Origin of the sequence: Streptomyces sp. NPDC094448, from assembly GCF_044763775.1 — a bacterium.
GTDB lineage: Bacteria > Actinomycetota > Actinomycetes > Streptomycetales > Streptomycetaceae > Streptomyces.
Genome location: NZ_JBIWGU010000002.1, coordinates 319593 through 344893, shown reverse-complemented (window position 1 = coordinate 344893; position 25301 = coordinate 319593). Strand labels below are relative to the sequence as shown.

Genomic DNA, 25301 nt, shown 5'->3' with positions numbered 1-25301 from the left:
CCGTGAGGCCGCCCTTCAGGGCGGCCTCACGGCGTTCCCGGCTCTGCCGCGGCGCTGCGTACGGCCCCGTCACGACGGTGCGGCCGGGCCCGGGAGATCCGGACCCGGCCGCACCGGGGCGCCTCTGCCGAGGCGGGCTCAGAAGTCGTCGTCGAAGCCGACCGAGCCCTCCACCGCCACCTGGTAGGCCGAGGGGCGGCGCTCGAAGAAGTTGGTCAGCTCCTGCACGCCCTGCAGCTCCATGAAGGAGAAGGGGTTCTCCGATCCGTACACCGGGGCGAAGCCCAGCCGGACCAGCCGCTGGTCGGCGACGCACTGGAGGTACTCGCGCATCGACTCCGTGTTCATGCCCGGCAGACCGTCGCCGCACAGGTCGCGGCCGAACTGCAGCTCCGCCTCCACGGCCTCCTTCAGCATGTCGGTGACCTGCTGCCGGAGTGCGTCGTCGAACAGCTCGGGCTCCTCCTTGCGGACCGTGTCGACGACCTCGAACGCGAAGTTCATATGCATGGTCTCGTCCCGGAACACCCAGTTGGTGCCGGTTGCCAGACCGTGCAGCAGACCGCGCGAGCGGAACCAGTACACGTACGCGAAGGCGCCGTAGAAGAACAGCCCCTCGATACAGGCCGCGAAGCAGATCAGATTGAGCAGGAAACGGCGGCGGTCGGCCTGTGTCTCCAGCTGGTCCAGCTTCTCGACGTGGTCCATCCACCGGAAGCAGAACTGGGCCTTCTCCCGGATGGAGGGGATGTTCTCGACCGCGGCGAAGGCGGCCGTACGGTCCTCCGGGTCGGGAAGGTAGGTGTCCAGCAGCGTCAGATAGAACTGGACGTGCACCGCCTCCTCGAAGAGCTGACGGCTCAGGTAGAGCCGCGCCTCCGGGGAGTTGATGTGCTTGTAGAGGGTGAGCACCAGATTGTTGGCGACGATGGAGTCACCGGTGGCGAAGAACGCCACCAGCCGGCCGATCAGATGCTGCTCGCCCGGGGTGAGCTTCGCCAGGTCGGCGACGTCGGAGTGGAGGTCTACCTCCTCCACCGTCCAGGTGTTCTTGATGGCGTCGCGGTACCGCTCGTAGAAGTCGGGGTAGCGCATCGGCCGCAGAGTGAGTTCGAAGCCCGGGTCCAGCAGATTCTGTACACGGGCGGGCGTTTCCGGGGTGGGCATTACTGGCAGGCCTCGCAGGACTCGGGGTTCTCCAGGGAGCAGGCGACCGCCTCTTCGGGGGTGACCTGCGCCGGAACGGGGACGGAGCCGGCGGTCGAACCGGTCGCGGCCCGGGCGATCCGGGTCGCGGGCCGGGACCGCAGGTAGTAGGTGGTCTTCAGCCCCTGCTTCCAGGCGTACGCGTACATCGAGCTGAGCTTCCCGATGGTCGGCGTCTCCAGGAACAGGTTCAGCGACTGCGACTGGTCGAGATAGGGAGTCCGGGCCGCCGCCATATCGATCAGACCGCGCTGCGGGATCTCCCACGCCGTCCGGTACAGCTCGCGGACATCGGCCGGGACCCAGGAGAAGCCCTGGACCGAACCGCTGGCGTCGCGCAGCGCCTCCCGGGTCTGCGCGTCCCAGACGCCGAGCTTCTTCAACTCCGCCACCAGGTAGGAGTTCACCTGGAGGAACTCTCCGGAGAGCGTCTCGCGCTTGAACAGGTTGGAGACCTGGGGCTCGATGCACTCGTACACGCCGGCGATGGACGCGATGGTCGCGGTCGGCGCGATTGCGAGCAGCAGGGAGTTCCGCATCCCGGTCCGGGCGATCCGGGCGCGCAGGGCCTCCCAGCGGTCCGGCCAGGCCGGCTCGGTGCCGTAGTGGTCGGGGTGCAGGACCCCGCGGGCGGCCCGGGTCTTCTCCCAGGCGGGGAAGGTGCCGTGGCGCTCGGCCAGATCGGCGGACGCCTCGTACGCGGCGAGCATGATCCGCTCGGCGATCCGGGTCGACAGGGCGCGGGCCTCGGGGGAGTCGAAGGGCAGCCGGAGCTGGAAGAAGACGTCCTGGAGGCCCATGGCGCCCAGGCCGACCGGCCGCCAGCGGGTGTTGGAGCGCCCGGCCTGCTCGGTCGGGTAGAAGTTGATGTCCACGACCCGGTCGAGGAAGGTCACGGCGGTACGGACGGTGGCGTCCAGCCGCTCCCAGTCGATATCGCCGCCGACGACGAAGGCGCCCAGATTGACCGAGCCCAGATTGCAGACCGCGGTCTCGCCGTCGTCGGTGACTTCGAGGATCTCGGTGCAGAGGTTCGACGAGTGGACCGTGTGGCCCTTCTCGGCGGTCTGGTTGGCGGTGCGGTTGGCGGCGTCCTTGAAGGTCATCCAGCCGTTGCCGGTCTGGGCGAGGGTCCGCATCATCCGGCCGTACAGATCACGCGCGGGCATGGTCTTGCGGGCCAGGCCCTTCGCCTCGGCGGCCCGGTAGGCGGCGTCGAACTCGTCGCCCCAGAGGTCGACCAGCTCGGGGGTGTCGGCGGGGGAGAAGAGCGACCACTCGGCGTCGTCCGCGACCCGGCGCATGAACTCGTCCGGGACCCAGTGCGCCAGATTGAGGTTGTGGGTGCGCCGGGCGTCCTCGCCGGTGTTGTCGCGCAGCTCCAGGAACTCCTCGATGTCCGCGTGCCAGGTCTCCAGGTAGACCGCGGCGGCGCCCTTGCGGCGGCCGCCCTGGTTCACCGCGGCGACCGAGGCGTCGAGGGTCTTCAGGAACGGGACGATGCCGTTGGAGTGCCCGTTGGTGCCGCGGATCAGGGAGCCGCGGGCCCGGATCCTGGAGTACGACAGCCCGATACCGCCGGCGTGCTTGGAGAGCCGGGCGACCTGGTGGTAGCGGTCGTAGATGGAGTCCAGCTCGTCGAGCGGGGAGTCCAGCAGATAGCAGGAGGACATCTGCGGGTGGCGGGTGCCGGAGTTGAAGAGCGTCGGCGACGAGGGCAGATAGTCCAGCCGGCTCATCAGCCCGTACAGCGCGACGACCTCGTCCAGGGCGCGTACCCCGTCGTCCTCCGCGAGCCCGCAGGCGACCCGGAGCATAAAGTGCTGCGGGGTCTCGATCACTTGGCGGGTGATGGGGTGGCGCAGCAGATAGCGGCTGTAGAGGGTGCGCAGCCCGAAGTAGCCGAAGCGGTCGTCGGCGGCCGGGTCGATCGTCGCGTCGAGCCGCTCCGCGTACCGCTCCACGAAGGCGGCGGTACGGTCCGCGATCAGGCCCTCGGCATGCCCCACCCGCACCGAGGCGGTGAAGGAGACGGAGCCCTGGCCCGCGGCCTCGGCGGCGATGGTCCGGGTCAGCAGCCGGGCGGCCAGCCGGGAGTAGGCGGGATCCTCGGAGATCAGGCCCGCGGCGGCGTCGGTGGCGAGCTGATGGAGTTCCGCCACGTCCGATCCGGGGTGCCGGCCGCGGAGCGCGGCGGCGGCCACCCTGCCGGGGTCGGTGTCCGGCAGATCGGCGGTGAGGTCGGTCAGGGTCCGCAGCAGGGCGGTCCCCGGCCCGTCCTCGGGCGTCGCGGCAGGGGTCCCGGGGGTCTGCCCGGGAAACTGCTGGGCGGTGCCTGAAGCCGGATCGGCTGGCGCGATGGTCACGTGGTGCTCTCCCTCGCTCGGCTCGCGGGCCGTCGGCGGGGGAGGGGTGGGCAGGCCGGGTGTACCCGGAAACGGGCAGCACGCACGGCGTCCACCGGCCCAACCGCGAGGCCCGGACGTCTCGGCACCCGGGTCGGACGATCCGGGTGCGCTGTCGGCAGACGGCCGGACTTGCCCTGGCATGACAAAGCACGCAGAAGCACACCGTTGCGGGACAGTTCCGGATTCGCACCGGATTCCTCTGCGGTGACAGCGAGATGAGCATACATGTGGGGGCACCGCCGAAGCGGTGCCCCCACATGTTGTGTCGCGCCTCTCATACTCCCGTACGGTTCGGGGCCGCCCGCGCCCGTGTCCGGGCGCCTGCGGGGACGGCCGGTCCCCTGCCCGGGACGGCCCGCCCGAGCCCCTCCAAGGGGCACGGTGCTCCTTCCCGGGCTGGGCGAGGTGAAGGTTCTAGGGGCAATGGGGGGACCCCCAGCGCCCCTGGGTACCCGGCCTTGCCCACCCCGGGAAGGGGACCGGCCCCGGAGCGGGAGGCTTCGGGGCCGGGCGGGTCGGAAAAGGAACTGCTCAGTCCTGGGGGCGGCGCAGACGGGCGACGAACTTGTAGCGGTCGCCGCGGTACACCGACCGCACCCACTCCACCGGCTCCCCCTGCGCGTCCAGCGAGTGCCGCGACAGCATCAGCATCGGCAGCCCGACGTCCGTACCGAGCAGCCCCGCCTCGCGCGGTGTCGCCAGGGACGTCTCGATGGTCTCCTCCGCCTCGGCGAGACGGACGTCGTAGACCTCGGCCAGTGCCGTATAGAGGGAGGTGTACTTGACCAGGCTGCGCCGGAGCGCCGGGAAGCGCTTGGCCGACAGATGGGTGGTCTCGATGGCCATCGGCTCACCGCTGGCCAGCCGGAGCCGTTCGATCCGCAGGACCCGGCCGCCGGTGGAGATGTCGAGCAGCCCCGCGAGGGTGTCGTCCGCGGTGACGTACCCGATGTCGAGGAGCTGGGAGGCGGGTTCCAGGCCCTGGGCCTTCATGTCCTCCGTGTACGAGGTCAGTTGAAGTGCCTGGGAGACCTTGGGCTTGGCGACGAACGTTCCCTTGCCCTGGATGCGTTCCAGCCGGCCTTCGACGACCAGCTCCTGGAGCGCCTGGCGCACGGTGGTGCGCGAGGTGTCGAATTCGGCCGCGAGCGTACGCTCCGGCGGTACCGGCGTGCCCGGGGGCAGGGTCTCCGTCATGTCCAGGAGGTGCCTCTTGAGGCGGTAGTACTTGGGTACGCGCGCGGTCCGGGTCGGTGTCCCGGTCTCGGTCTCCGTACCCACCCCGTCCGTCGTCATGGCCCGCCTTCCCGTTCCCGACTGCGCTGCTGCCGTCACCGGCTCCTCCGTCTGTAGCGGATCACATCGTGGCACGGGCCGGTCCCGGGGAGTGACCCTGTCCCTCCTGTTTTTCTGCCTTCAGGCTGGACACCACTGCTTCTTATACACCGAGGGGGCTAGGGTTGGTCTAGTCCAAGGGAAGGCCTCAAGCCTGCCCGGATCATGCCCTGATGTCGGTCCGATAACGGACTGGACAGGCATGTTTATCGAGCCTTGACAGCCCGAAAGGTCTAGGCCAAGCTCCGGGTACTGGTCTAAACCATTTAAGACCGGGTCCCAGCCCCAGGCAGTACTTTCGCGTATGGCTTCGTTTTGGGCGGGGTGGCAGGCATCCCTTAGGAGGGTGGCGTGAAGCGCAAGCTCATCGCGGCGATCGGTGTCGCGGGCATGTTGGTCAGTGTTGCCGCGTGTGGCTCGGACGACAAGAAGGACAGCGAGGGTTCCGGCAAGGACGGCTTCAAGGGTCAGACCCTGACGTTCTGGGCCATGGACGGCTCGACGCCGGACAAGTGGCTCGCTGATCTGACCGCCGAGTTCGAGGCCAAGACCGGCGCCAAGCTGAAGTACGAGAAGCAGGCGTGGAACGGTATTCAGCAGAAGCTGACGACCGCTCTCTCCGAGGACACCCCGCCGGACGTCTTCGAGATCGGCAACACCCAGACCCCCGCCTACGCCAAGACCGGCGGTCTGGCGGACCTGGGTGACCTGAAGAAGGAGATCGGCGCCGACTGGTCCGAGTCCCTCAACAAGGCCTCCGTCTTCGAGGGCAAGCAGTACGCCGCCCCCTGGTACTTCGCGAACCGCGTCGTCGTCTACAACAAGTCGGTCTTCGCCGAGGCCGGCATCACCGCGCCGCCGAAGACCCGCGCCGAGTTCTACGCCGCGCTCGACAAGATCAAGGCGAAGGGCAAGGAGCCGATCTACCTGCCCGGCCAGAACTGGTACCACTTCGTGGGCCTGGTGATCGGTCAGGGCGGCGAGCTGGTCAAGAAGGACGGCGACAAGTGGGTCTCCAACCTCGCTGACCCGAAGGTCCAGGCCGCGGCCGCGGAGTACAAGAAGCTCCAGGCCTACTCCAAGGCCCCCAAGGACAAGGACGAGGCCACCCCGCAGCAGGCCGACATCTTCGCCCAGGGCAAGACCGGTGCCTTCATCGGCATGGGCTGGGAGGGCGCCACCGCCATCAAGGCCAACCCGGCCATCGAGAAGGAGCTCGGCTACTTCACCATCCCCGGTGAGACCGCCGACAAGCCCGAGGGCGTCTTCCTCGGCGGCTCCAACCTCGCCGTCGCGCAGAACAGCAAGAAGCAGGCGCTCGCCAAGGAGTTCCTGAAGCTCGCGCTCTCCGACAAGTACGAGGGCGGCCTGGCCAAGGCCAGCGGCGTCATCCCGAACAAGGAGTCCCTGAACTCCAACCTGACGGGCAACCCGGTCGCCGAGGCCGCCGCCCCGTCCGCGAAGTTCGGCGGCACGACCCCGCTGATCGCCGAGTGGGCCGCCGTCGAGAACGCCCCCAACCCGATCAAGACCTACCTCACTGCCGTGGTGAGCGGTAAGTCTCCGGCGGACGCCGCCAAGCAGGTCGAGGGCGAGTTCAACAAGCGCCTGGCTCAGAAGCAGTAACTGTCACGGCGGCCGGGGCGGGGGCGAACGCCCCTGCTCCGGCCGCTGACTGCTGTCCCCAAAGCGCCTAGGAAGAGATGGCGAGCATGACCGTGCAGACCGAACGGGCGCCGTCCGGCCCCGCGGAGGCGCCCAAGCCTCCGGTCAAGGGCAAGGGCAGGCCCTCCGCACCGCGTAAGGCGGGCGATTTCGTTCCTTATCTGCTGCTGCTTCCCGCGGTGGCCGCCACCCTGGTCTTCCTGGGCTGGCCCCTGGTCAACAACGCGATTCTGTCGTTCCAGAACCTCAATATGAGACAGCTGATCCAGCGTCTCACCGAGTGGAACGGCATCGACAACTACCGGGATATCCTCACCGGTCCGGACTTCTGGCGGGTCACCGGCCGTTCGATCGTCTTCGCGGGCGTCAACGTCCTGCTGATCATGGTCCTGGGCACGCTCGTCGGTCTGCTTCTCGCCCGCATCGGCAAGAAGATGCGCGTCAGCCTCATGGTCGCGCTCGTTCTCGCCTGGGCCATGCCGGTCGTCGCCTCCAGCACCGTCTACCAGTGGCTCTTCGCCCAGCGGTTCGGTGTCATCAACTGGGTCCTCGTCCAGCTCGGCTTCGAGGGCATGGCCAGCCACAACTGGTTCGGCACCCAGTTCTCCACCTTCTTCGTGGTAACCCTGCTGATCGTCTGGCAGTCCATACCCTTCGTGGCCCTCAGCCTCTACGCGGCAACCACCACGATCCCGAAGGAACTGTACGAGGCCGCCGCACTGGACGGCGCCAACGCCTGGCGCAGCTTCACCTCGGTGACCATGCCGTTCCTGCGGCCGTTCCTCTACGCCACCACATTCCTGGAGATCATCTGGGTCTTCAAGGCGTTTGTCCAGGTCTACACGATCAACGCCGGCGGTCCGGACCGGCTCACCGAGATCCTCCCGGTGTACGCGTACATCGAGGGCATCGGCAACCAGCACTACGGCATGGGCTCCGCCATCGCGATGCTCACCATCGTCATCATGCTGCTGCTGACGGCCTACTACCTCCGGATCGTTCTCAAGCAAGAGGAGGACCAGCGATGAAGCGCTCCCTGTTCGGCCGCTTCTGGCCCAATGCCACCGCCGTATTCCTCGTGCTGGTCTTCATCTTCCCCGTCTACTGGATGTTCTCGACGGCGTTCAAGAAGACCACGGACATCGTCACGGACACCCCGGTCTGGTTCCCGACCAATCCGACGACGCAGCACTTCAAGACCGCGATCAACGCCGACAACTTCTGGAGCTTCGTCGGCAACTCGCTCACCGTCACCCTGCTCGCGGTGATCTTCTCGCTGATGATCGCCCTCGCGGCGTCCTTCGCCCTGGCCCGGATGCGCTTCAAGGGCCGGCGCGGCTTCATCATCGGCTTCATGGTCGCCCAGATGGCGCCCTGGGAAGTCATGGTCATCGCCATCTACTTCATCGTCCGCGACGCCGACATGCTCAACAGCCTGGTGCCGCTGACGCTCTTCTACATGGTGATGATCCTGCCCTTCACGCTCCTCACGCTCCGCGGCTTCGTCGCCGCCGTGCCGAAGGAGCTGGAAGAGGCCGCCATGGTGGACGGCTGCACCCGCCGCCAGGCCTTTGTCAAGGTGATCCTGCCGCTGCTCGCCCCCGGTCTGATGTCGACGTCGATGTTCGGCTTCATCACCGCCTGGAACGAGTTCCCGATGGTGCTGGTCCTCAACAAGCAGGTCGAGTACCAGACCCTGCCGGTGTGGCTCGCCAGCTTCCAGTCCGTCTTCGGCAACGACTGGGGCGCGACCATGGCGGCGTCGACCCTCTTCGCCATCCCGGTCCTGCTGCTCTTCCTCTACCTCCAGCGCAGAGCGGTCGGCGGGCTGAGCGACGGCGCTGTGAAGGGATAAGCAGGAATGACCTCCATGACCAACGACGTCCGGGCCACCGACCGGCTCAGCCGGGACGCCCTCGCCGTCCTCCAGCCCGGATTCGAGGGCACCACCGCCCCCGACTGGCTGCTCCGGCAGATCGCCGACGGGCTCGGCGCGGTCGGCCTCTTCGGGCGGAACATCACCACCCCCGAGCAGTTGACCGCGCTCACCGCGCAGCTCCGCGCCGTACGTGACGACCTCCTCGTCGCCATCGACGAAGAGAGCGGCGACGTCACCCGGCTGGAGGTCGTCGACGGCTCCTCCTTCCCCGGCAACTACGCGCTCGGCACCGTGGACGACACCGCGCTCACCCGCGACGTCGCCCATGAGCTGGGCCGGCGGCTCGCCGCCTGCGGGGTGGACTTCAACTGGGCGCCGTCCGCGGACGTCAACGCCAATCCGGACAACCCGGTCATCGGCGTGCGTTCCTTCGGCGACGACGCGGCCCTGACCGCGCGGCACACCGTCGCGTACCTCCAGGGCCTCCAGGACGCCGGTGTCGCGGCCTGCGTCAAGCACTTCCCCGGCCACGGGGACACCAACGTCGACTCGCACCATGCGATGCCCCGTATCGACGTCGGCCTGGAAACCCTCCACGCCCGGGACCTGCTGCCGTTCCGCGAGGCCATCGCGGCCGGCACCAAGGCCGTGATGAGCGCGCACATCCTGCTGCCCGCGCTCGACCCGGACCGTCCGGCGACCCTCAGCCCCCGGATCCTCACCGGGCTGCTCCGCGAGGAGCTCGGCTTCGACGGGCTGATCGTCACCGACGGTATGGAGATGCAGGCCATCGCGGCGACGTACGGAATCGAACGAGGTTCCGTCCTCGCGCTCGCCGCCGGTGCCGACGCGATCTGCGTCGGCGGCGGACTGGCGGACGAGGGGACCGTCCTGGCCCTGCGGGACGCGATCGTCACCGCGGTCCGGGAGGGCGACCTGCCCGAGGAGCGTCTGGCCGACGCGGCGGCGCGGGTCCGCGCCCTCGCCGACTGGACGCGCCGGGCACGGGGGGCCGCCGTGGCGCCGGGCGCGGAAACGCAGGAGGGGACCGCGCCCGGCGTCCGCGGCGGGGCTGCGAACGGTGTCGTACGCGATCTGTCCGGCATCGGCCTCGTCGCCGCCCGCCGGGCCGTCCAGATCACCGCCGGTGCGGAGCCGTACCGGCCGGTCACCGAACCGGCGTACGTCGCGGCCTTCGCCCCCCAGGCGAACATCGCCGTCGGTGACGAGACCCCCTGGGGTGTCGCCGGGGAGCTGGCCGCGCTGCTGCCGGGCACCGTCTCCGTGACCCGTACCGACGTGCCCGTCGACGAGGCCGCCGGTCTCGCCGGCGAGGTGCTGGCCGAGGCCGGGGACCGTAGGATCGTCGCAGTGGTACGCGATGCCCACCGCCACGACTGGATGGCGGCGGCCCTCGAAGCGCTCGTCGCCGCCCGGCCGGACACGGTCGTCGTGGAGATGGGCCTCAACGGGGCCGAGCCGAAGGGGGCGCTGTACATCGCGACCCACGGCGCCGCCCGCGTCTGCGGACGCGCCGCCGCGGAGGTCATCACCGGCGCGAGCGCGGGTGTCTGACCGAAGCTGACCGTTTGCCGTATCGGGGGGCCGCTCCGGGTGTTCGACGCCCGGGGCGGCCTTCGCGGTACCCGGACCGGCTGCTGGAGGCGCGAGATATGGCTGCGACGGACTCGGTGCCGGGGGACGGTGACCACCGGGAGCGGCCCGGACGCATCATGTCCGGCGAGATGGCGGAACAGCCCGCCGTACTGCGGCGCATCCTCGAACAGGGCGCGCCGCGCATCCGCGAGACCGCGGCCGCCGTCGCGGCCCGCGCACCGCGGTTCGTCCTGCTGACGGCCCGCGGCACCTCGGACAACGCGGCGCTCTACGCCAAATATCTGCTGGAGATCAAACTCGGCCTGCCCTGCGGGCTGACCTCGATGTCCACCACGACGGCATACGGGGCCAGGCCCGAGCTGCGGGACGTCCTCGTGATCACCGTCAGCCAGTCCGGCGGTTCACCCGACCTCGTCGCGTCGACCCGGGCCGCGCGGGACGCGGGCGCGGTGACGCTGGCCGTCACCAACAACCCCGACTCGCCGCTGGCCGCGGTCTCCGAGTTCCACATCGACATCCTCGCAGGCCCCGAGAAGGCGCTGCCCGCGACCAAGACGTACACCGCGTCCCTGCTCGCGCTCTACCTCTTCGTGGAGGGCCTGCGCGGCGCGGACGGGGCGGCCGCCGGGGCCCTGCCCGAACTGGCCGAACGGATCCTGGCGCGCGGCGACGAGGTGCGCCGGCTGGCGTCCCGCTACCGCTTCGCCGAACGGATGGTGATCACCTCCCGCGGGTACGGCTACCCGACGGCCAAGGAAGCCGCCCTCAAGCTCATGGAGACCAGCTACATCCCGGCCCTGTCGTACTCCGGCGCCGATCTGCTGCACGGTCCGCTGGCCATGGTCGACAACATCTCGCCGGTTATCGCCGTGGTGACCGCGGGCCGCGGCGGCGAAGCGCTCCAGCCGGTCCTGGACCGGCTCCGGGGCCGGGGCGCCGATCTGGTGGTCGTGGGCCCGGCGCCGCAGGTCGCGGCGGCGTCGGCGGGCTTCGTCCTGCCGGTGGACGGCCTCCCGGAGGAGCTCCAGCCGGTCCTGGAGATCCTGCCGCTGCAACTGCTGGCGTACGAGGTGACGCTGGCGAGGGGCCAGGACCCCGACGCGCCGAGGGCTCTCGCCAAGATCACGGAGACCCACTAGCCCCCGGGGCCCTGACCGCCGGAGAGGCCCGCACACCACGGGCAGGGCCAGGAACGAGAGGCACTGGAGAGCCCGCATCTTGAAAGGGAGCGCACCACGCGGAGCGGCCCGGCCTCAAGGGCCCTGGCACGCACCCCGCTGGGGACCCGCGGGCCGCGGCGCCTGGCGGGACCCTCAACCCGCCCGGCACCGCAGCCCGGAGTGCTCCGGCCGGGCGAGTGTGCGGGCCCGCTCGGCCGATGGGGAGGGTCGCGGTGCAGTCAGGGCAGAGAGCACGCGTCCCTCACTCCGCCCACCTGTGCGGGGAGGGCGGAAGTTCTTGATACATTCATTGTGGACTAGACCATTCGCGGATGTCCATGCGTCGGCACCGAGATGTTCGAAGTCTCATGCGGGCTCTCATCTTCCTCATCACCCGCGGGTACGCTCGCAGACGTGCCCTCCATGAACGACCTCGTACGCCAGCACACCGCCCTCAGCGATTCGGACCTCGAATGGCTCCATCTGCTGGTCTCGGAGTGGCAGCTGCTCTCCGACCTGTCCTTCGCCGATCTCGTCCTCTGGGTCCCTACCCGGGACGGGACCCGGTACGTCTCCGTCGCCCAGATGCGGCCCAACACCGGGCCCACGTCCTACCAGGACGATATGGTCGGCCATCTGGTGCCCCGCGGCCGGCGCCCCCTGCTGGACGCCGCCCTCGACGAGGGCCGGATCGTGCGCGAGGGCGACCCCGAGTGGCGCGAAGAGGTGCCGGTACGGGTCGAGTCCATCCCGGTACGCCGGGAGGGCCGGGTGCTCGGGGTGATCGCCCGCAACACCAATCTGCTGACCGTACGGACCCCCTCCCGTCTTGAGCTGACCTATCTCCAGTCGGCCTCCGACCTCGCCCAGATGATCGCCGCCGGTTCCTTCCCCTTCCCGGGGCAGCAGGTCGACATGGACGCCTCACCGCGCGTCGGTGACGGGCTGATCCGGCTCGATGCCGACGGTGTGGTCCAGTACGCGAGCCCCAACGCCCTCTCCGCGTACCACCGCCTCGGTCTCGCCTCCGATCTCGTCGGGCACCATCTCGGCCAGGTCACCGCCGAGCTGGCACCCTCCCGGGGTCCGGTGGACGAGGCGCTGGTCAAACTGGCCAGCGGTTACGCCCCCCGGGAGACCGAGGTCGAGGGCAACGGCGGGGTGATTCAGCTGAGGACGATCCCGCTGCGTCCGAAGGGCACCCGGATCGGCTCCCTGGTGCTGCTGCGCGACGTCACCGAACTCCGGCGGCGGGAGCGCGAGTTGATCACCAAGGACGCCACCATCCGGGAGATCCACCACCGGGTGAAGAACAACCTCCAGACGGTCGCCGCGCTGCTGCGGCTCCAGGCCCGCAGAATGGATTCGGTACGCGGCCGGGAGGCGCTCAACGAGGCGGTACGGCGCGTCGGGTCCATCGCCATCGTCCATGAGACCCTCTCCCAGAACCTCGACGAGCGCGTGGAGTTCGACGAGATCGCGGACCGGGTGATCGCGATGGTGGCGGAGATCTCGCCGGGGAAGGTGGAGTGCCGGCGGACCGGCCGCTTCGGTATTCTCGACGCCGAAGTCGCCACCCCGCTGTCGATGGTGCTGACCGAGATCCTCCAGAACGCGCTGGAGCACGCCTTCCCCGCGGGGGAGCGGGGCTCGGTCGAGGTGTCGGCGGTCCGCGGGCCGCGGCGCCCCGAATCCCGGCTGCTGATCACCGTCCAGGACGACGGCTCCGGGCTGCCCGAGGGCTTCGACGCCCATACGGCCGGGAATCTCGGGCTCCAGATCGTCCGTACGCTGGTCGAGGGCGAACTGGGCGGCAGTTTCGACATGCTTCCGGTCCCGGCGCCCGGACGCGGTACCCGGGTCGTCCTCGATATCCCGGTCCGGTCCCAGAAGTAGCGGAAGGCGCGCCCCCGGCCGCACCGCCCCCGGCCGCACCGGACACCACGGCCCCCGGCCGCCCCGCCCCGACGGGGCCCGCGGCCACAGAGCAGCGAGCCCCGGAAGCGAAGGCTTCCGGGGCTCGAATGCTGTGGGTTTGTCCTGCTGCTGCGCGCTGCGGCTCGGTGGCGGTGATTGCGTACGCTGCGTACGCGCCGCCGGTTGCCTCGGCTCGTCGCGGGGGCGATCAGGCGCTGGCGTTACGCGCCCGGTTGCGGGCGGCGCGGCGCTTCATCGCACGGCGCTCGTCCTCGCTGAGGCCACCCCAGACGCCGGAGTCCTGGCCGGACTCAAGCGCCCACTGCAGGCACTGCTCCATGACGGGGCAGCGACGGCAGACGGCCTTGGCTTCCTCGATCTGCAGCAGCGCAGGACCGGTGTTGCCGATGGGGAAGAACAGCTCGGGGTCTTCCTCGCGGCAAACGGCGTTGTGACGCCAGTCCATGGCTGCTACCTCTCTTGTGTGACATGCAGGTTGCTTGTGAATGTGAACGCTTTCACGAATCCCCCCGCAAGGGAAGGGCCGAACGCCGATGCCACACCGGCGTGGTCCAGGGTTTGAGGAGGGGTTCGACGATCCGTGGGGCCGCTGTTCCGCAGGCTGTCCCGATCGCCATGAAGAGACTCGCAAACCTCGGCGGCGGATACAACCCCTTCTGGAAAGTTTTTTTTGATTCCTCGGTGTCGACTAGGTCACAGCCGTACTTCCATGGGGTGGATCCTGGTCCGTACGTTCGAGATAAAGGCGGTACGGCCCTTCCACTCACACAATCACACGCAGTGCACGGCGTACGCCTGTGAACGTCACGCTGGTCCGCAGTCCGAGATGGTCACCGTCCATCTGAAAGGGGAGCGGAACCTTTGAATTCAAGGTGAACCCGTCCATGTCGTGGACTGTCACCGCATGCTTGCCGTCCGGACCGCGTTCGGGTGTCGAACGCAGCAGCTGGGTCGCGTAGCGCGCGACCGCCGGGGTCGACAGCTTGGAGAGTCCCAGCAGGTCGAGGCCGGTACCGAAGGACGCCTTCGGGGATGCGTACAGCGGACGGCTGCCCAGATAGGTCCAGGGCGAGGTGTTCGCGACTATGGCGACCACGAGATCACGGACGGTCTCGGCGCCGGGGCGTTCGAACGCGATCGTGCCGTGATGCCGGTGGGGGTACTGGAGGAACTGGCGGACCACCTGGCGCACATAGAGAGGATGCGTGGAACGCTTTCCCAGTTCCCGCTGTTGTTCGACCCGGCCGATCACACTGGCGTCGAATCCGTATCCCGCGCAGAACGTGAACCAGCGTCCGGGAACTCCCTCGTCCGGGGTGCCCGGGGTGCCGGCCGCCAGACCGAGTCCGACGGTCTTTTCACTCCGTGAAGAGAGCGCGTCGAGAATGGCGCCGGTCGCTTCCACGGCGTCGTTCGGCAGTCCGAGCGCACGGGCGAAGACATTCGTCGAGCCGCCGGGCACCACGGCCAGCTTCGGCAGCCGGTCGGGGTCGGGGCCGCTGTGCAGCAGCCCGTTCACGACCTCGTTGACCGTGCCGTCGCCGCCGAGGGCGACGACCAGGTCGATCTCGCCCGAGTCCGCCGCCCGGCGGGCCAGGTCCCGGCCGTGGCCCCGGTACTCGGTCGTGACGGCCTCCAGCTTCATCTCGCTGGCCAGCGCGTGGATCAGTACGTCACGGGTGCGGGCACTGGTGGTGGTTGCTGCCGGGTTGACCACGAGAAGTGCGCGCATGAAGTGCAGCGTACCCAGGCGGCGACGGCGGCGGTAATGGCGGTCCCCGGATCGGGACGCGGCGGGCCGGGCGCGGTCCGTGGGGCCGGCGGTGGCGGGGTACGGGAGGCGGGGCCCGCGCGGTCGTACGGCTCCGGATGCCGCGGCCCGGCCCGCGGTCGTACGGCCCCGGACGCCCGCCGTGCGGTACGGGCCCGCCGCGTGCGGGCCGTGCGGCCGGTGTCCGGGGCACCGGCCGCACGGACTACCCTGCTGGGGTGAGTGCTGAGCCGACCCCCCGCCCCAACCGCCTGACCGCCGCCGCGGCGGTCTCCGGAGTGGAGGGCGTGGTCCTGGCCGGGTACGGCGTCTACATGCTGGTGATGGGTCTGCTGGGCAGCCCGGAGAGCCCCACCCAGGCGGAGATGGGCGGGCTGACGCTGATCGCCCTGGGCGCGCTGCCCCTGATCGCGGCGCGCGGACTGCTGATGCGGAAGTCCTGGGCCCGCGGCCCGGCGCTGATCACCCATCTGATGGCGCTGATCCCCGCGTGGACGCTGCTGCGGTCGGAGTCGCAGGCCCTGATCCCGGTCGGGATCGCGGTGGCCGTGGTCGCCGTCGCCGGTCTGGTGCTGGTGGTCAGCCGGGAGACCACGGAGGCCCTCGGGATCCGGCCGCCCGGCAACGGCGGCTGACCCGGACGCGGCCGATGCGGAACGGACCCGGCCGGTACGGACCCGGGGCGCACTGCCACGGAGCCCGGGGCGCCGCGACGGCGCGCCCGTGCCCCGGGGCCGTGCCCCGGACAGGGGCTACTCCTCGACGAGGAGCTTGTCGCGCAGCTGGGCGAGGGTGCGGGCCAGCAGCCGGGAGACGTGCATCTGGGAGATGCCGACCTCCTGTGCGATCTGCGACTGGGTCATATTGCCGAAGAACCGCAGCAGCAGGATCCGCTTCTCCCGCGGCGGAAGGTCTTCCAGCAGCGGTTTGAGGGACTCCCGGTACTCGACACCCTCCAGCGCCTCGTCCTCCGCGCCCAGGGTGTCCGCGACGGCGGGCGACTCGTCGTCGGTGTCGGGGACGTCCAGGGAGAGCGTGGAGTAGGCGTTGGCCGACTCCAGCCCTTCGAGGACCTCCTCCTCCGAGATGCCGAGCCGCTCGGCCAGCTCGTGGACCGTGGGGGAGCGGCCGTGGAGCTGGGACAGCTCGGCCGTCGCGGTCGTCAGGGCGAGCCGCAGCTCCTGGAGCCGGCGGGGGACCCGGACCGCCCAGCCTTTGTCCCGGAAGTGGCGTTTGATCTCGCCGACGACCGTCGGTGTCGCATAGGTCGAGAATTCGACGCCGCGATCCGGGTCGAACCGGTCCACGGATTTGATCAGGCCGATCGTGGCGACCTGGGTGAGATCGTCCAGCGGCTCCCCGCGGTTGCGGAACCGCCGGGCGAGGTGCTCGACCAGCGGAAGGTGCATCCGGACGAGCCGGTTGCGCAGCTCGGCGCGTTCCGGTGAGCCGTCCGGCAGTTTCCGCAGCTCGATGAAGAGCGCCCGGGCGCCGCCGCGGTCCGGGGCTTCGCGCGAGGTCTCCCGCTGGGGTCCCGCCGCCCGTTCCGGCTTTCCGCCCGGCGCTTCGTGCGGGTCCCGGCCCGGGGTCCGGTCCGCTGCCCCGCCCGCTGTCTGGTCCGCCGCCTGGTCCGGTACTCCGTGCGGCGGCGCGGGCCGTTCCTCGTGCCCGTCCGCCGGCCGGTCCCGGAGCTGTTCGTTCCCGTGCTCGTGCTCGGTCATATGATCCGCCCTCGCCCCGGGCTCCGCCGCAGTGGCAGCCCCCGCCTGCTCAGCCGCGGCCCGGCGGCCGCCGGGTCCGTCGCCGTCGAATCCATGGAGTCCGTCGAGTCCGTGGGCCTGCTGTTCCGGGAAGCCGGGAGGCGCGGCGGGCTGCCCGTCCCGCTCGCCGTCCCGCACCGGACCGTTCCCGCTCCTCACGCCGGCCCGGGTCCCGCGCCGCGCTGTTTGTACAGGCTGATGGAGACCGTGCGGTCGTCGGCGACCGACGACTCGACCTTGCCCGCCAGCGCGGAGAGCACCGTCCAGGCGAAGGTGTCGCGCTCGGGGGCCCGGCCGTCGGTGGTCGGGGCCGAGACCGTGACCTCCAGGGAATCGTCGATGAGCCGGAAGACACAGCTCAGCACCGAACCCGGCACCGCCTGCTGCAAGAGGATCGCGCAGGCCTCGTCGACCGCGATCCGAAGGTCCTCGATCTCGTCGAGGGTGAAGTCCAAGCGTGCCGCGAGGCCGGCGGTGGCCGTACGCAGCACGGACAGATAGGCACCCGCAGCGGGCAGCCGGACTTCGACGAAGTCCTGGGTCCCGGGCTCGCCTGCGATCTGGGACACCCTCACCTCCAAGGTGACACATGCTCTTTCGGGGCCCGCGGGGCAGATCCCGGGGCCGTCGGGGACGCGGTCCGGTACGACGGGTCTGAGACGACAACCGCGCGCAGCCGGTACCGGCCCGGCGACGCTATCGCGATCCATGGTGCCCTGTCGCAGGGCCCCCTCAGGTCACTGTCACTCATGGTAGGCATATGAGTACGCACAGTGGCTAGGGGTATGCGGGACGCAATTGCGGGGAGCGGGCGGAGGGTTGACGTACCCACTGTTCGAACAGGCGAATCCCCCCGGGCGCCGCCGGCACCCGGGGCAGGACGGGCCGGCTCAGACCAGGGCGCCGTCCACGAAGCACCAGCGCCAGTCCTCGCCCGGCTCGAAACTGCGCATCACGGGGTGGCCCGACTCGTGGAAGTGCGCGGTCGCGTGCCGTAGCGGCGAGGAGTCGCAGCAGCCGACATGGCCGCAGTCGAGACAGAGCCGCAGATGCACCGGTGTCGTTCCGGCGATCACGCATTCCGGGCACGTTTCCGACCCGGGCGCAGGCTCCGGGCGGGGCAGAGCCGCTGTGTGCGGACACTCGCTCATGATGGCCAGGTTACGGCGTCGGCGCCGGAGCTTCCCGTCGAGGCGTCCGGCCCGGCGGGGAGCGACCGGACGGAGTGGGTGGGTATGGAGGCCTTGTCCCTGGTGGCGCTGATCGCGGTCAGCGCTGCGGTGGCGGGCGCGGCCCGCCGGACGCGCGTACCGGCGCCGCTGCTGCTGGTGGCGGCCGGGCTCGTGGCCTCGTACCTCCCGGGCGTCCCGGACTACACCCTCGACCCGCATACCGTGCTGCCGCTGGTGCTGCCGCCGCTGCTGCACACCGCGGCGCTGGACAGCTCCTATCTCGACCTGCGGGCCAATATCCGGCCGGTGGCGCTGCTCTCCTTCGGCTACACCCTGTTCGCCACGGTCGCCGTGGGGTGGCTGGCGTATCTGCTGATCCCGCAGCTTCCGCTGACGGCCGCGCTGGTGCTGGGCGCGGTGGTGGCGCCGCCGGACGCGGTCGCGGCGACCGCGATCGCCCGCCGGCTGGGCCTGCCGAACCGGATCACCACCATCCTCCAGGGCGAATCGCTGATCAACGACGCGACCGCGATCACCGCCTACCGGGTGGCCGTCGCCGCGGCCGTCGGCGAGGGCGCCAGCTGGCTCGGGGGGATCGGCGAGTTCGCCGTGGCGGCGCTCGGCGGGGTCGCCGTCGGGCTGGCGCTGATGGTGCCGATCCACTGGCTGCGGACCAGGCTGCGGGAGCCGCTGCTGCAGAACACGCTCTCGCTGCTCATCCCGTTCGTGGCGTACGCGGCGGCTGAGCAGCTCCATGCCTCCGGGGTGCTCGCCGTGGTCGTGGTGGCGCTCTATCTCGGCCACCGCTCGTGGCAGGTCGACTTCGCCACCCGGCTCCAGGAGGCCGCGGTCTGGAAGATGGTCGCCTTCGTGCTGGAGTCGGCCGTCTTCGCGCTGATCGGACTCCAGCTCTCGTACGTCCTCCGGGGGCTCGGCGACTACGGTGTGCCACAGGCGCTGGGGTACGCGGTCGGGGTCTTCGTCCTCGTGGTGGCGGTGCGGTTCGTCTGGGTCTTCCCGGCGACCTTCCTGCCGCGGATCTCGCCCCGGATCCGGGCCCGGGAACCGGAGGTCACCTGGAAGGCGCCGCTGGTGGTGGGCTGGGCCGGGATGCGGGGGGTGGTGTCCCTGGCGATCGCCTTCTCCATCCCGCTGACCACGGCCGCGGGCGAGCCCTTCCCGTCGCGGAACCTGGTGCTCTTCCTGACCTTCACCACGGTCATCGGCACCCTGGTGGTCCAGGGGCTGACCCTGCCCGCGCTGATCCGGGCGCTGAGGCTGCCGAGGCCCGACCCCTACGCAGAGACCCTGGCCGAGGCGGAGGCCCAGAACGCGGCATCCGAAGCGGCCGAGCGGAGACTGGACGCCCTGCTCGCCGACGAGCGCAACGCGCTGCCGGAGCCGCTGGAGGAGCGGCTGCGGACCGTGATGGAGCGCCGCCGGAACTCCGTCTGGGAGCGGCTGGGGGCAGTGAACGAGGCGACGGGCGAATCGGCCGACGAGACGTACCGGCGGCTGGCCCGGGAGATGATCGGCGCCGAGCGGGCGGTCTTCGTCCAGCTGCGCGACGCGCGCCGCATCGACGACGAGATGATGCGGACGCTGCTGTTCCGCCTGGATTTGGAGGAGGCCGCGGCCTACCGCGAGGAGGACGCCGACTGACGCCTCCCGCGGGGGGTAAGGGCCCCGGGCGGGCCGACCCGGAGTGGCCCCGGGGGGCAAGGCGCGGCCCTTGCGGCGGCCGGGACCGGGGCCGCCCGAAGTCCGGGGCCCCGGTCCCGTCCGATCCGGATGCCTCCGGGCCGGGGGAGCCGGGGCCTTCCGTACACCCGTGTCCCGGTCCCGAGGCCTGGTGTCCCGGCCCCGGGCGGGGTACGGGCGCGGCCTTTCGGGCCCTCGCGGGTGGCCTGCGGCCGGCGGGAGGCGTCGCGGGCGGGTCTCCGGGCGGGGCGGGATCGCCGGTGAGCCGGCCCGGGCGGGGGCCGGAAGGAGGGTGGGGCCTGCGGCCGGCCGCAGGGACCCCCGGGCGCGGGCCACCGCAAGGCGGTGGGGTCCTCGGCGCCAGGGTCCCCGTACACCTGCGGGCCCCGCCCGTGCCCGAGGGCACAGGGGGAGAGCGGGCGGGCCGGGGCTTTCCGGCCCCGGCCCGGGGCAGCAGGAGGGGGCCGGTGTGCCTCCGGGGCGGGGAGCCGGGGGCTCAAGGGTGTTGCGCCGGGCCCGGACGGGCGGCTACGCCGCCGGGGGCGGCGGGCCGGTGATCACGGCCGCGAGGGTGGTGCCCCGGCGAAAGGCGCCCTCCGCGGTCAGGGTGACCAGGGCCAGCAGCAGCTTCGCCACGTACAGCCGCTCGACGGCGAAACCGTGCCGGTCCTCGAAATCGTCCGCGAAGGCGAGCAGCTCGGGAGGGGTCCGGGCGTATCCGCCGCAGTGGAAGCGGTCGTCCAGCGACCAGTCGCCCCGCCGGGTCCCGAAGGCGGCCCGCTGGAGCCGCTCGACCTCGCCCGCCAGGAAGCCGCCCCTGAGCACCGGGACGCCGAGGGCGCGGCCGCCCGGCCCCAGCCCGGCCGCAAGGCCCGCGAGCGTACCGCCGGTGCCGCAGGCGACCGCCGCGATATCGGGGACGGCGCCGTCCGGGGTGCCCGCGCGCAGCTCCTCGCCCAGGGCGGCACAGCCGCGGGCCGCGAGGGCGTTGCTGCCGCCCTCGGGGACCACGAGGACCGGGCCGCCGCCGGGTATCAGTCCGGTGGCCGTGCCGGTGATCCGGGCGAGGACCGCGGGATCGTCCTTCGCGCGATACGTCGCCCGGTCGACGAAGAGCAGCCGCATCCCGTCCTCGACGCAGCGCGCCAGAGAGGCATTGAGCGGGCGTCCGGCCAGCTCGTCGCCCCGTACCACGCCGACCGTGGGCGTCCCGATGAGCCGGCCCGCGGCGGCGGTGGCCCGCAGATGGTTCGAATAGGCGCCGCCGAAGGTCAGCAGCGGGCGGCCCGCAGCGGCCCGCAGATTCGGGGCGAGCTTGCGCCATTTGTTGCCCGGCAGCTCGGGGTGGATCAGATCGTCCCGCTTGAGCAGCAGCCGGACGCCGAAGCGGTCGAAACGGTCGTCGGCCACGGCCACCAGCGGCGAGGGCAGCCGGGGCCGCAGGGCGGTGGTGGGATCCGGCGCTTCCGGGAACATGCCCCCATTGTCACCGGCGTCCCCGGCAGCGGCCCCACCCCTGTGGACAACCCCGCCGCCGCGGCGGGGCCGCGGCCACGGATCCGGGCGCATTCCTTCGGACCGTGCCGGGATCGCGGGCCTTCCCCGGTTAGCGCCGGAGTGTCCGCGGAGCGCCGCGCACCCCCCTTGGCCCGGCGCCCCGGTCGAGGGCCCTCCCCGGGGGCTACCGCCCGGGTACCCCACCGGGCGGTAGCCCCGGGGAGTGCGTCCCGCGCCGCGATGCCGTCACCCGCCGCCGGCCCCCTGCGTGCCGGAGGACACGGGCGGGGCCCGCCCCTGGGCCGCGGCTCAGCGGACCCGCCCCGGGGGCGGCGGATACCGGCCGCGCGGACTCGCCCCATGGGGGCCCGGCTGCCCGGCCGGACCGCCGTAGGGCCCGCCGACCCGAGGGGCCCCTGGCCCCGGCGGCCCGGGGGCCTCCATCCTCCGCCTTGCGGACCACGGCACCGGACCCTCCCCCTCCACCCCCAAAGGCCCGGGAGGGCCACGGGGCGGAGCCCGAGGCACGCGCCCCGACGCACTGATCCCGCCCGGTCCGCACGAAAGGACCCCGGACCCCGGGCCGCCCCCGGGGCGAGATCGGGTACGGAGAATTCCGTATGAACATACTTACTCGCATCGCCGGACGGAGCCCGTCCGTTCGGACCGTGTGCGAACGGATCCGGTCGCCTCCCCTCACCCCACCTGGTGGATTGCCGAATGCGCCGGCCTGTGCCCCGTACCCGCCGATTCAGTCCCACCAATTCGTGTGATGGCGCCGGAACTTCACCCGCTGGAAGCTTCTTGCCGCGCGGGCCGGGCGGATGTTCGGGCAGGACACCGGCCGTACCCGCCGCTCTCACGCACACCGAGGGGGAAGGACCGCACGTGACCATGGAGGAGACCGTCGAGGGCCGTGAGGCGCTCGCCCTGCTGGACCGCGCGCGTGCGGCCGTCGACCCCGGGCTGCGGGCGGCCCTCGGGTCGCTGCCCGGCCCGATGCGCCGGGTCGCCCTCTACCACTTCGGCTGGGAGAACGCCGACGGCAGCCCGGCCGCGGGCTCGCCGGGCAAAGCGATCCGCCCGGCGCTCGTCATGGCCGCGGCCGAGGCACTCGGCGGGGACCCGGCCGCCGTGACCGGCGCGGCCGCGGCCGTCGAGCTGGTGCACAACTTCACCCTGCTCCACGACGACGTCATCGACGAGGACCCCACCCGCCGGCACCGGCCCACCGCCTGGACCGTCTTCGGCACCCCCGACGCGATCATCGTCGGTGACGCGATGCTCGCCCTCGCCTACCGGCTGCTGGCCGACGACCCGCATCCGGCGGCCGGTGCCGCGGCCGGGCGGATCGCGCGGTGCGTGATCGAACTGTGCGCCGGGCAGCAGGCGGACTGCGCCTTCGAGGAGCGCCCGCCGGAGGACGTCTCCCTGGAGGAGTGCCTGGCCATGGCGGTCGCCAAGACCGGCGCGCTGCTCGGCTGCGCCTGCGCGGTCGGCGCACTGTACGCGGGGGCCGGGGAGGCGGAGACCGCCGCGATGGACGCCTTCGGCCGGGAGGCCGGTCTCGCGTTCCAGCTGATCGACGATCTGATCGGGATCTGGGGGGATCCGGGGCGTACGGGGAAGCCCGCCGGGGCCGATCTCGCCGCCCACAAGAAGTCCCTGCCGGTGGTCGCCGCCCTGGGGTCGGGTACCGCGGCAGCCGCCGAGCTGGCCCTGCTCTACCGGGGGCATATGTCACCCGTGGCGGTGGCGCGGGCGGCCGACGCGGTGGACCGGGCGGGCGGGCGCGACTGGGCGCAGCTCCAGGCCGCGGACCGGATGGCGCGGGCGGTGCACGAGCTGTCCCGGGCGGTGCCGGACCTGGGGGCGGCCGGGGATCTGCTGTCGCTGGCGGAGTTCGTGACCCGGCGGACGCGCTGAGCGGACGGATACGGGGTTGTACGGCTGCCCCGGCGGGCGGTGGGGACCCGGGGACGGCGGCAGCGGCTCCCGGGTGTGCGTCGGCAGGCGGGCAGTGGCTCCCGGGTGCGCCTCAGGGGGGGGCGGGGGCGTGCCGTGCCGGAGTCCGGCCGCGGTCCTATCCTGGGGACCATGGGCAGCGCAGCACGAGGCACCGCGCACAGCCCGCAGACCGCCTTCCGGTGTCCGGAGTGCGGGGAGCGGGTCGACACGGTGATGCGGCGGCACAAGACCCTTGGGGCGTTCGTACCCCTCTGGGGACCGGGTCCGTGCCATAACGCGGCCTGCCCCGCGTACACCGGACCCGCGGACGGCGAGGGCGCGGACGGCGCGCCAGGCCCCACCGTGGCCGGTACGGCCTGAGCCCCGGGCCCGTTCTCGTACCTCCGTCGCGGCACTCCGCTCCGACATCACTCCTTCGCCCCCTTCCGACCCGTCCCGGCGTGGGGCGCGTGGGGTGTTTTGCGCCCCCTGCGGCGGTCCGCTTGCGCAGGTCGGAGGGGTCCGTACGCGCCGTAGAGGTATCCCTGATGCACGCCCCCGGCCGCCGTAGCGCTACAGTCCGCGCCATGTCATCGGAGTCGACTGAGGTCTGGGCGGGCTGGTACCGCGATCGGCAGGGCGCGGAAGCGGTCTCCATCGCGTCGCGCGGACGCCAACTGTGCACGCGCATCAGGGGTGTTGAGTACGAAGGGGCGGCATTCGCCGCTCTGGAGGCCATAGGGGACGAGGGGTTGCTCTCGTCCTGCGTACTGGAGTGGGACATGCCGCTTCCCGTCCATGCGGACGGACTGGTCCATCGGGCCACACTGAGCTGTCTGCTGACGCTCGGAGAGCCGCGGCCGGACGGTTCGCTGGACCGGGCCGATCTGAATCTGACGCTCCATTACGGCGGTGCGGCGTTCGAGGCCGGGGTGGCCGGGGGTGACTTCGACGACGCGCTCGACCGGCTCCAGCGGCAGTTGCCGCCCGGGGCCGAACTGGGGGTCCGCGCGCCCGTCGACGCCTGAAACCCGCCGTGCGCAGGAGCCGGGGCGCCGGGAGCCGGGACGCCGGGAGCCGGGGCCGCGTGGACCCGGCGCGCGGGGGATCTGACGGCGCGCGGGGGCGGAGGTGCGGCGCGCGGGGGCGGAGGTGCGGCGCGCGGAGTGACCGGCCTGTGCGCCGGGATGCGAACCTCCGCGCACGGACGCCGGCCCGCGCCGGGACGACGAGGAGGCGCCCCCGCCGCTCGGCGGCGGGGGCGCCGACGCGCCCGGACCCGGGTTTCACCGGTACCCGGACCGGGCGCGGGCTCAGTAACCGGCCGGGGGAAACGGCCGGTGTCCCGCGGGCCCCGGGACGGACCGCTGGCCGCCCCGGAGCCGCTGGAACGGGACCGTCCGGTGGGCCGGAACGGTCAGGAGGTCCGGCCGAGGCCCGCCCAGATCTGGTTCACCCGGCTGCGCTCGGCGGAGTTGGGCACATCGTTCTGACAGGACGGGCCGGGGCCTCCGCCGGACATCAGCTCGCTGCACGGGCCGCTGTAGTTGTCCCGCAGTCCGAGCACGTGCCCGGTCTCGTGCGAGGTGACGCGGTTGGAGTTGTACTGCTGGTTCTGCCGGTAGTCGAGGAAGATGAAGCCCCGGCCGCGGCCGTCCGTGGAGGCGTACGAGCCCCGCGGGTCGTTGCCCTCACGGTAGGTGAAGCTGGGGCTGGGGCCCTCCTGGAGACGGACGTTGGTGACGGTGCTGTTCCACACCTGGGTGCTTCTGGCTATCTGACTGCGGAAGGACGGCGCACCGGAGGTGCCGTAGTTGACGGTGACGACACGGGCGCCGGGGTTGGCGGCCCGCTTCTCGGCCACCGACTTGACGACGGCCTGGAAGAACGCCTCGGTGGCGCGGGCATCGGCGGCCGAGCCCTCGTAGGCGGCCCAGGCGGCGGCCGCCGCCTGGGCGTTGAGGGCGGTGCTCGTGGTCGCGGCGGCGGGGACGCTCGCGGGGGAGGGGGCGGCGGATGCCGGGGTGGCACCGAGGGCCGCGGCGAGGCCGATGCCGATGGCGGCGGCGAGGACGGATCGGGGGTGACGCATGGGGGGACTCCTACTCGTCCGGTTGAACGGGTTCGGTACGGAGTTTCGAGGAACCACCCCTGCTTGGGATGATGCCAACCCCCGATAACACCGAGGCATCACCCTCCGGCGGAGCCCCTGCGGGCCGCCGTTCCGCAGACCGCTCGTTCTGCT

The 25301-nt window shown here is 71.6% G+C and carries 21 protein-coding genes and 1 riboswitch; of the genes, 11 read left to right on the top strand and 10 right to left on the bottom strand.

What is annotated here, in order from left to right; genetic code table 11:
- Positions 1-138: 138 nt before the first annotated feature.
- The 3 genes from ACIQ9E_RS04950 to ACIQ9E_RS04940 all read right to left on the bottom strand — a co-directional run bounded on the left by ACIQ9E_RS04950 (position 139) and on the right by ACIQ9E_RS04940 (position 4910).
- Positions 139-1167, bottom strand: coding sequence for a ribonucleotide-diphosphate reductase subunit beta (locus ACIQ9E_RS04950; RefSeq protein WP_403702049.1), 1029 nt, complete (start codon positions 1165-1167; stop codon positions 139-141).
- Positions 1167-3572: a ribonucleoside-diphosphate reductase subunit alpha gene (locus tag ACIQ9E_RS04945; protein WP_403702047.1), complete on the bottom strand. Its 2406-nt coding sequence runs from the start codon at positions 3570-3572 to the stop codon at positions 1167-1169. Before ACIQ9E_RS04945 ends, ACIQ9E_RS04950 begins: the two co-directional genes overlap by 1 nt.
- Positions 3573-3710: 138 nt before the next feature.
- A riboswitch (cobalamin riboswitch) is annotated at positions 3711-3873 on the bottom strand.
- A gap of 272 nt (positions 3874-4145) precedes the next feature.
- Positions 4146-4910 (bottom strand): GntR family transcriptional regulator, encoded by a 765-nt coding sequence (locus ACIQ9E_RS04940; protein WP_403702044.1) that lies wholly within the window; start codon positions 4908-4910, stop codon positions 4146-4148.
- A 390-nt stretch (positions 4911-5300) separates the two neighbouring features.
- On the opposite strand from ACIQ9E_RS04940, the gene ACIQ9E_RS04935 reads away from it, so the two are divergent.
- From ACIQ9E_RS04935 to ACIQ9E_RS04910, 6 genes are all read left to right on the top strand, one after another.
- Complete coding sequence (locus ACIQ9E_RS04935; RefSeq protein ID WP_403702042.1) at positions 5301-6575, top strand: extracellular solute-binding protein; 1275 nt, start codon at positions 5301-5303, stop codon at positions 6573-6575.
- A gap of 86 nt (positions 6576-6661) precedes the next feature.
- Entirely contained in the window at positions 6662-7642 is a 981-nt protein-coding gene (locus ACIQ9E_RS04930) for a carbohydrate ABC transporter permease (RefSeq protein ID WP_403702039.1), read from the top strand.
- Complete coding sequence (locus ACIQ9E_RS04925; RefSeq protein ID WP_403702036.1) at positions 7639-8469, top strand: carbohydrate ABC transporter permease; 831 nt, start codon at positions 7639-7641, stop codon at positions 8467-8469. The genes ACIQ9E_RS04930 and ACIQ9E_RS04925 overlap by 4 nt, the downstream gene beginning before the upstream one ends.
- Before the next feature lie 15 nt (positions 8470-8484).
- The gene (locus ACIQ9E_RS04920; protein WP_403702033.1) at positions 8485-10068 is read left to right on the top strand and encodes a glycoside hydrolase family 3 protein; all 1584 of its coding nucleotides are present in this window, start codon (positions 8485-8487) and stop codon (positions 10066-10068) included.
- Between the two features lie 98 nt (positions 10069-10166).
- Positions 10167-11249: an SIS domain-containing protein gene (locus ACIQ9E_RS04915; protein WP_403702030.1), complete on the top strand. Its 1083-nt coding sequence runs from the start codon at positions 10167-10169 to the stop codon at positions 11247-11249.
- A gap of 444 nt (positions 11250-11693) precedes the next feature.
- Complete coding sequence (locus tag ACIQ9E_RS04910) at positions 11694-13166, top strand: PAS domain-containing sensor histidine kinase (RefSeq protein WP_403702908.1); 1473 nt, start codon at positions 11694-11696, stop codon at positions 13164-13166.
- Between the two features lie 229 nt (positions 13167-13395).
- Here ACIQ9E_RS04910 and ACIQ9E_RS04905 read toward each other — a convergent pair whose 3' ends face one another.
- Positions 13396-13653: a WhiB family transcriptional regulator gene (locus tag ACIQ9E_RS04905; RefSeq protein ID WP_003953983.1), complete on the bottom strand. Its 258-nt coding sequence runs from the start codon at positions 13651-13653 to the stop codon at positions 13396-13398.
- A gap of 318 nt (positions 13654-13971) precedes the next feature.
- Complete coding sequence (locus tag ACIQ9E_RS04900) at positions 13972-14940, bottom strand: diacylglycerol/lipid kinase family protein (protein WP_403702027.1); 969 nt, start codon at positions 14938-14940, stop codon at positions 13972-13974.
- A 257-nt stretch (positions 14941-15197) separates the two neighbouring features.
- On the opposite strand from ACIQ9E_RS04900, the gene ACIQ9E_RS04895 reads away from it, so the two are divergent.
- Positions 15198-15614: a hypothetical protein gene (locus ACIQ9E_RS04895; RefSeq protein WP_403702024.1), complete on the top strand. Its 417-nt coding sequence runs from the start codon at positions 15198-15200 to the stop codon at positions 15612-15614.
- A 117-nt stretch (positions 15615-15731) separates the two neighbouring features.
- Here the strand turns inward: ACIQ9E_RS04895 and ACIQ9E_RS04890 are convergent, their stop codons facing one another.
- The 3 genes from ACIQ9E_RS04890 to ACIQ9E_RS04880 all read right to left on the bottom strand — a co-directional run bounded on the left by ACIQ9E_RS04890 (position 15732) and on the right by ACIQ9E_RS04880 (position 17890).
- The gene (locus ACIQ9E_RS04890) at positions 15732-16898 is read right to left on the bottom strand and encodes an RNA polymerase sigma factor SigF (protein WP_403702021.1); all 1167 of its coding nucleotides are present in this window, start codon (positions 16896-16898) and stop codon (positions 15732-15734) included.
- Positions 16895-17308, bottom strand: coding sequence for an anti-sigma regulatory factor (locus tag ACIQ9E_RS04885; RefSeq protein ID WP_040914318.1), 414 nt, complete (start codon positions 17306-17308; stop codon positions 16895-16897). The genes ACIQ9E_RS04890 and ACIQ9E_RS04885 overlap by 4 nt, the downstream gene beginning before the upstream one ends.
- A 321-nt stretch (positions 17309-17629) precedes the next feature.
- A complete protein-coding gene (locus tag ACIQ9E_RS04880) occupies positions 17630-17890 on the bottom strand; it encodes a UBP-type zinc finger domain-containing protein (RefSeq protein WP_403702018.1) in 261 nt (86 codons plus the stop codon).
- Between the two features lie 84 nt (positions 17891-17974).
- Between ACIQ9E_RS04880 and ACIQ9E_RS04875 the strand changes: the two genes are divergently transcribed.
- Positions 17975-19573, top strand: coding sequence for a Na+/H+ antiporter (locus ACIQ9E_RS04875; protein ID WP_403702015.1), 1599 nt, complete (start codon positions 17975-17977; stop codon positions 19571-19573).
- A 567-nt stretch (positions 19574-20140) separates the two neighbouring features.
- Here the strand turns inward: ACIQ9E_RS04875 and ACIQ9E_RS04870 are convergent.
- Complete coding sequence (locus ACIQ9E_RS04870) at positions 20141-21088, bottom strand: 1-aminocyclopropane-1-carboxylate deaminase/D-cysteine desulfhydrase (protein WP_403702012.1); 948 nt, start codon at positions 21086-21088, stop codon at positions 20141-20143.
- Between the two features lie 915 nt (positions 21089-22003).
- Here ACIQ9E_RS04870 and ACIQ9E_RS04865 point away from each other — a divergent pair.
- From ACIQ9E_RS04865 to ACIQ9E_RS04855, 3 genes are all read left to right on the top strand, one after another.
- Positions 22004-23035 carry a family 2 encapsulin nanocompartment cargo protein polyprenyl transferase gene (locus ACIQ9E_RS04865; protein WP_403702905.1) on the top strand — a complete coding sequence of 344 codons (1032 nt, stop codon included), beginning with the start codon at positions 22004-22006 and terminating at the stop codon, positions 23033-23035.
- A 171-nt stretch (positions 23036-23206) separates the two neighbouring features.
- Positions 23207-23437, top strand: coding sequence for a hypothetical protein (locus tag ACIQ9E_RS04860; protein ID WP_403702009.1), 231 nt, complete (start codon positions 23207-23209; stop codon positions 23435-23437).
- A 206-nt stretch (positions 23438-23643) separates the two neighbouring features.
- A complete protein-coding gene (locus tag ACIQ9E_RS04855) occupies positions 23644-24084 on the top strand; it encodes a DUF6304 family protein (RefSeq protein WP_403702007.1) in 441 nt (146 codons plus the stop codon).
- A 389-nt stretch (positions 24085-24473) separates the two neighbouring features.
- Here ACIQ9E_RS04855 and snpA read toward each other — a convergent pair whose 3' ends face one another.
- The gene (gene snpA / locus ACIQ9E_RS04850; RefSeq protein ID WP_403702004.1) at positions 24474-25148 is read right to left on the bottom strand and encodes a snapalysin; all 675 of its coding nucleotides are present in this window, start codon (positions 25146-25148) and stop codon (positions 24474-24476) included.
- Positions 25149-25301: the final 153 nt, after the last annotated feature.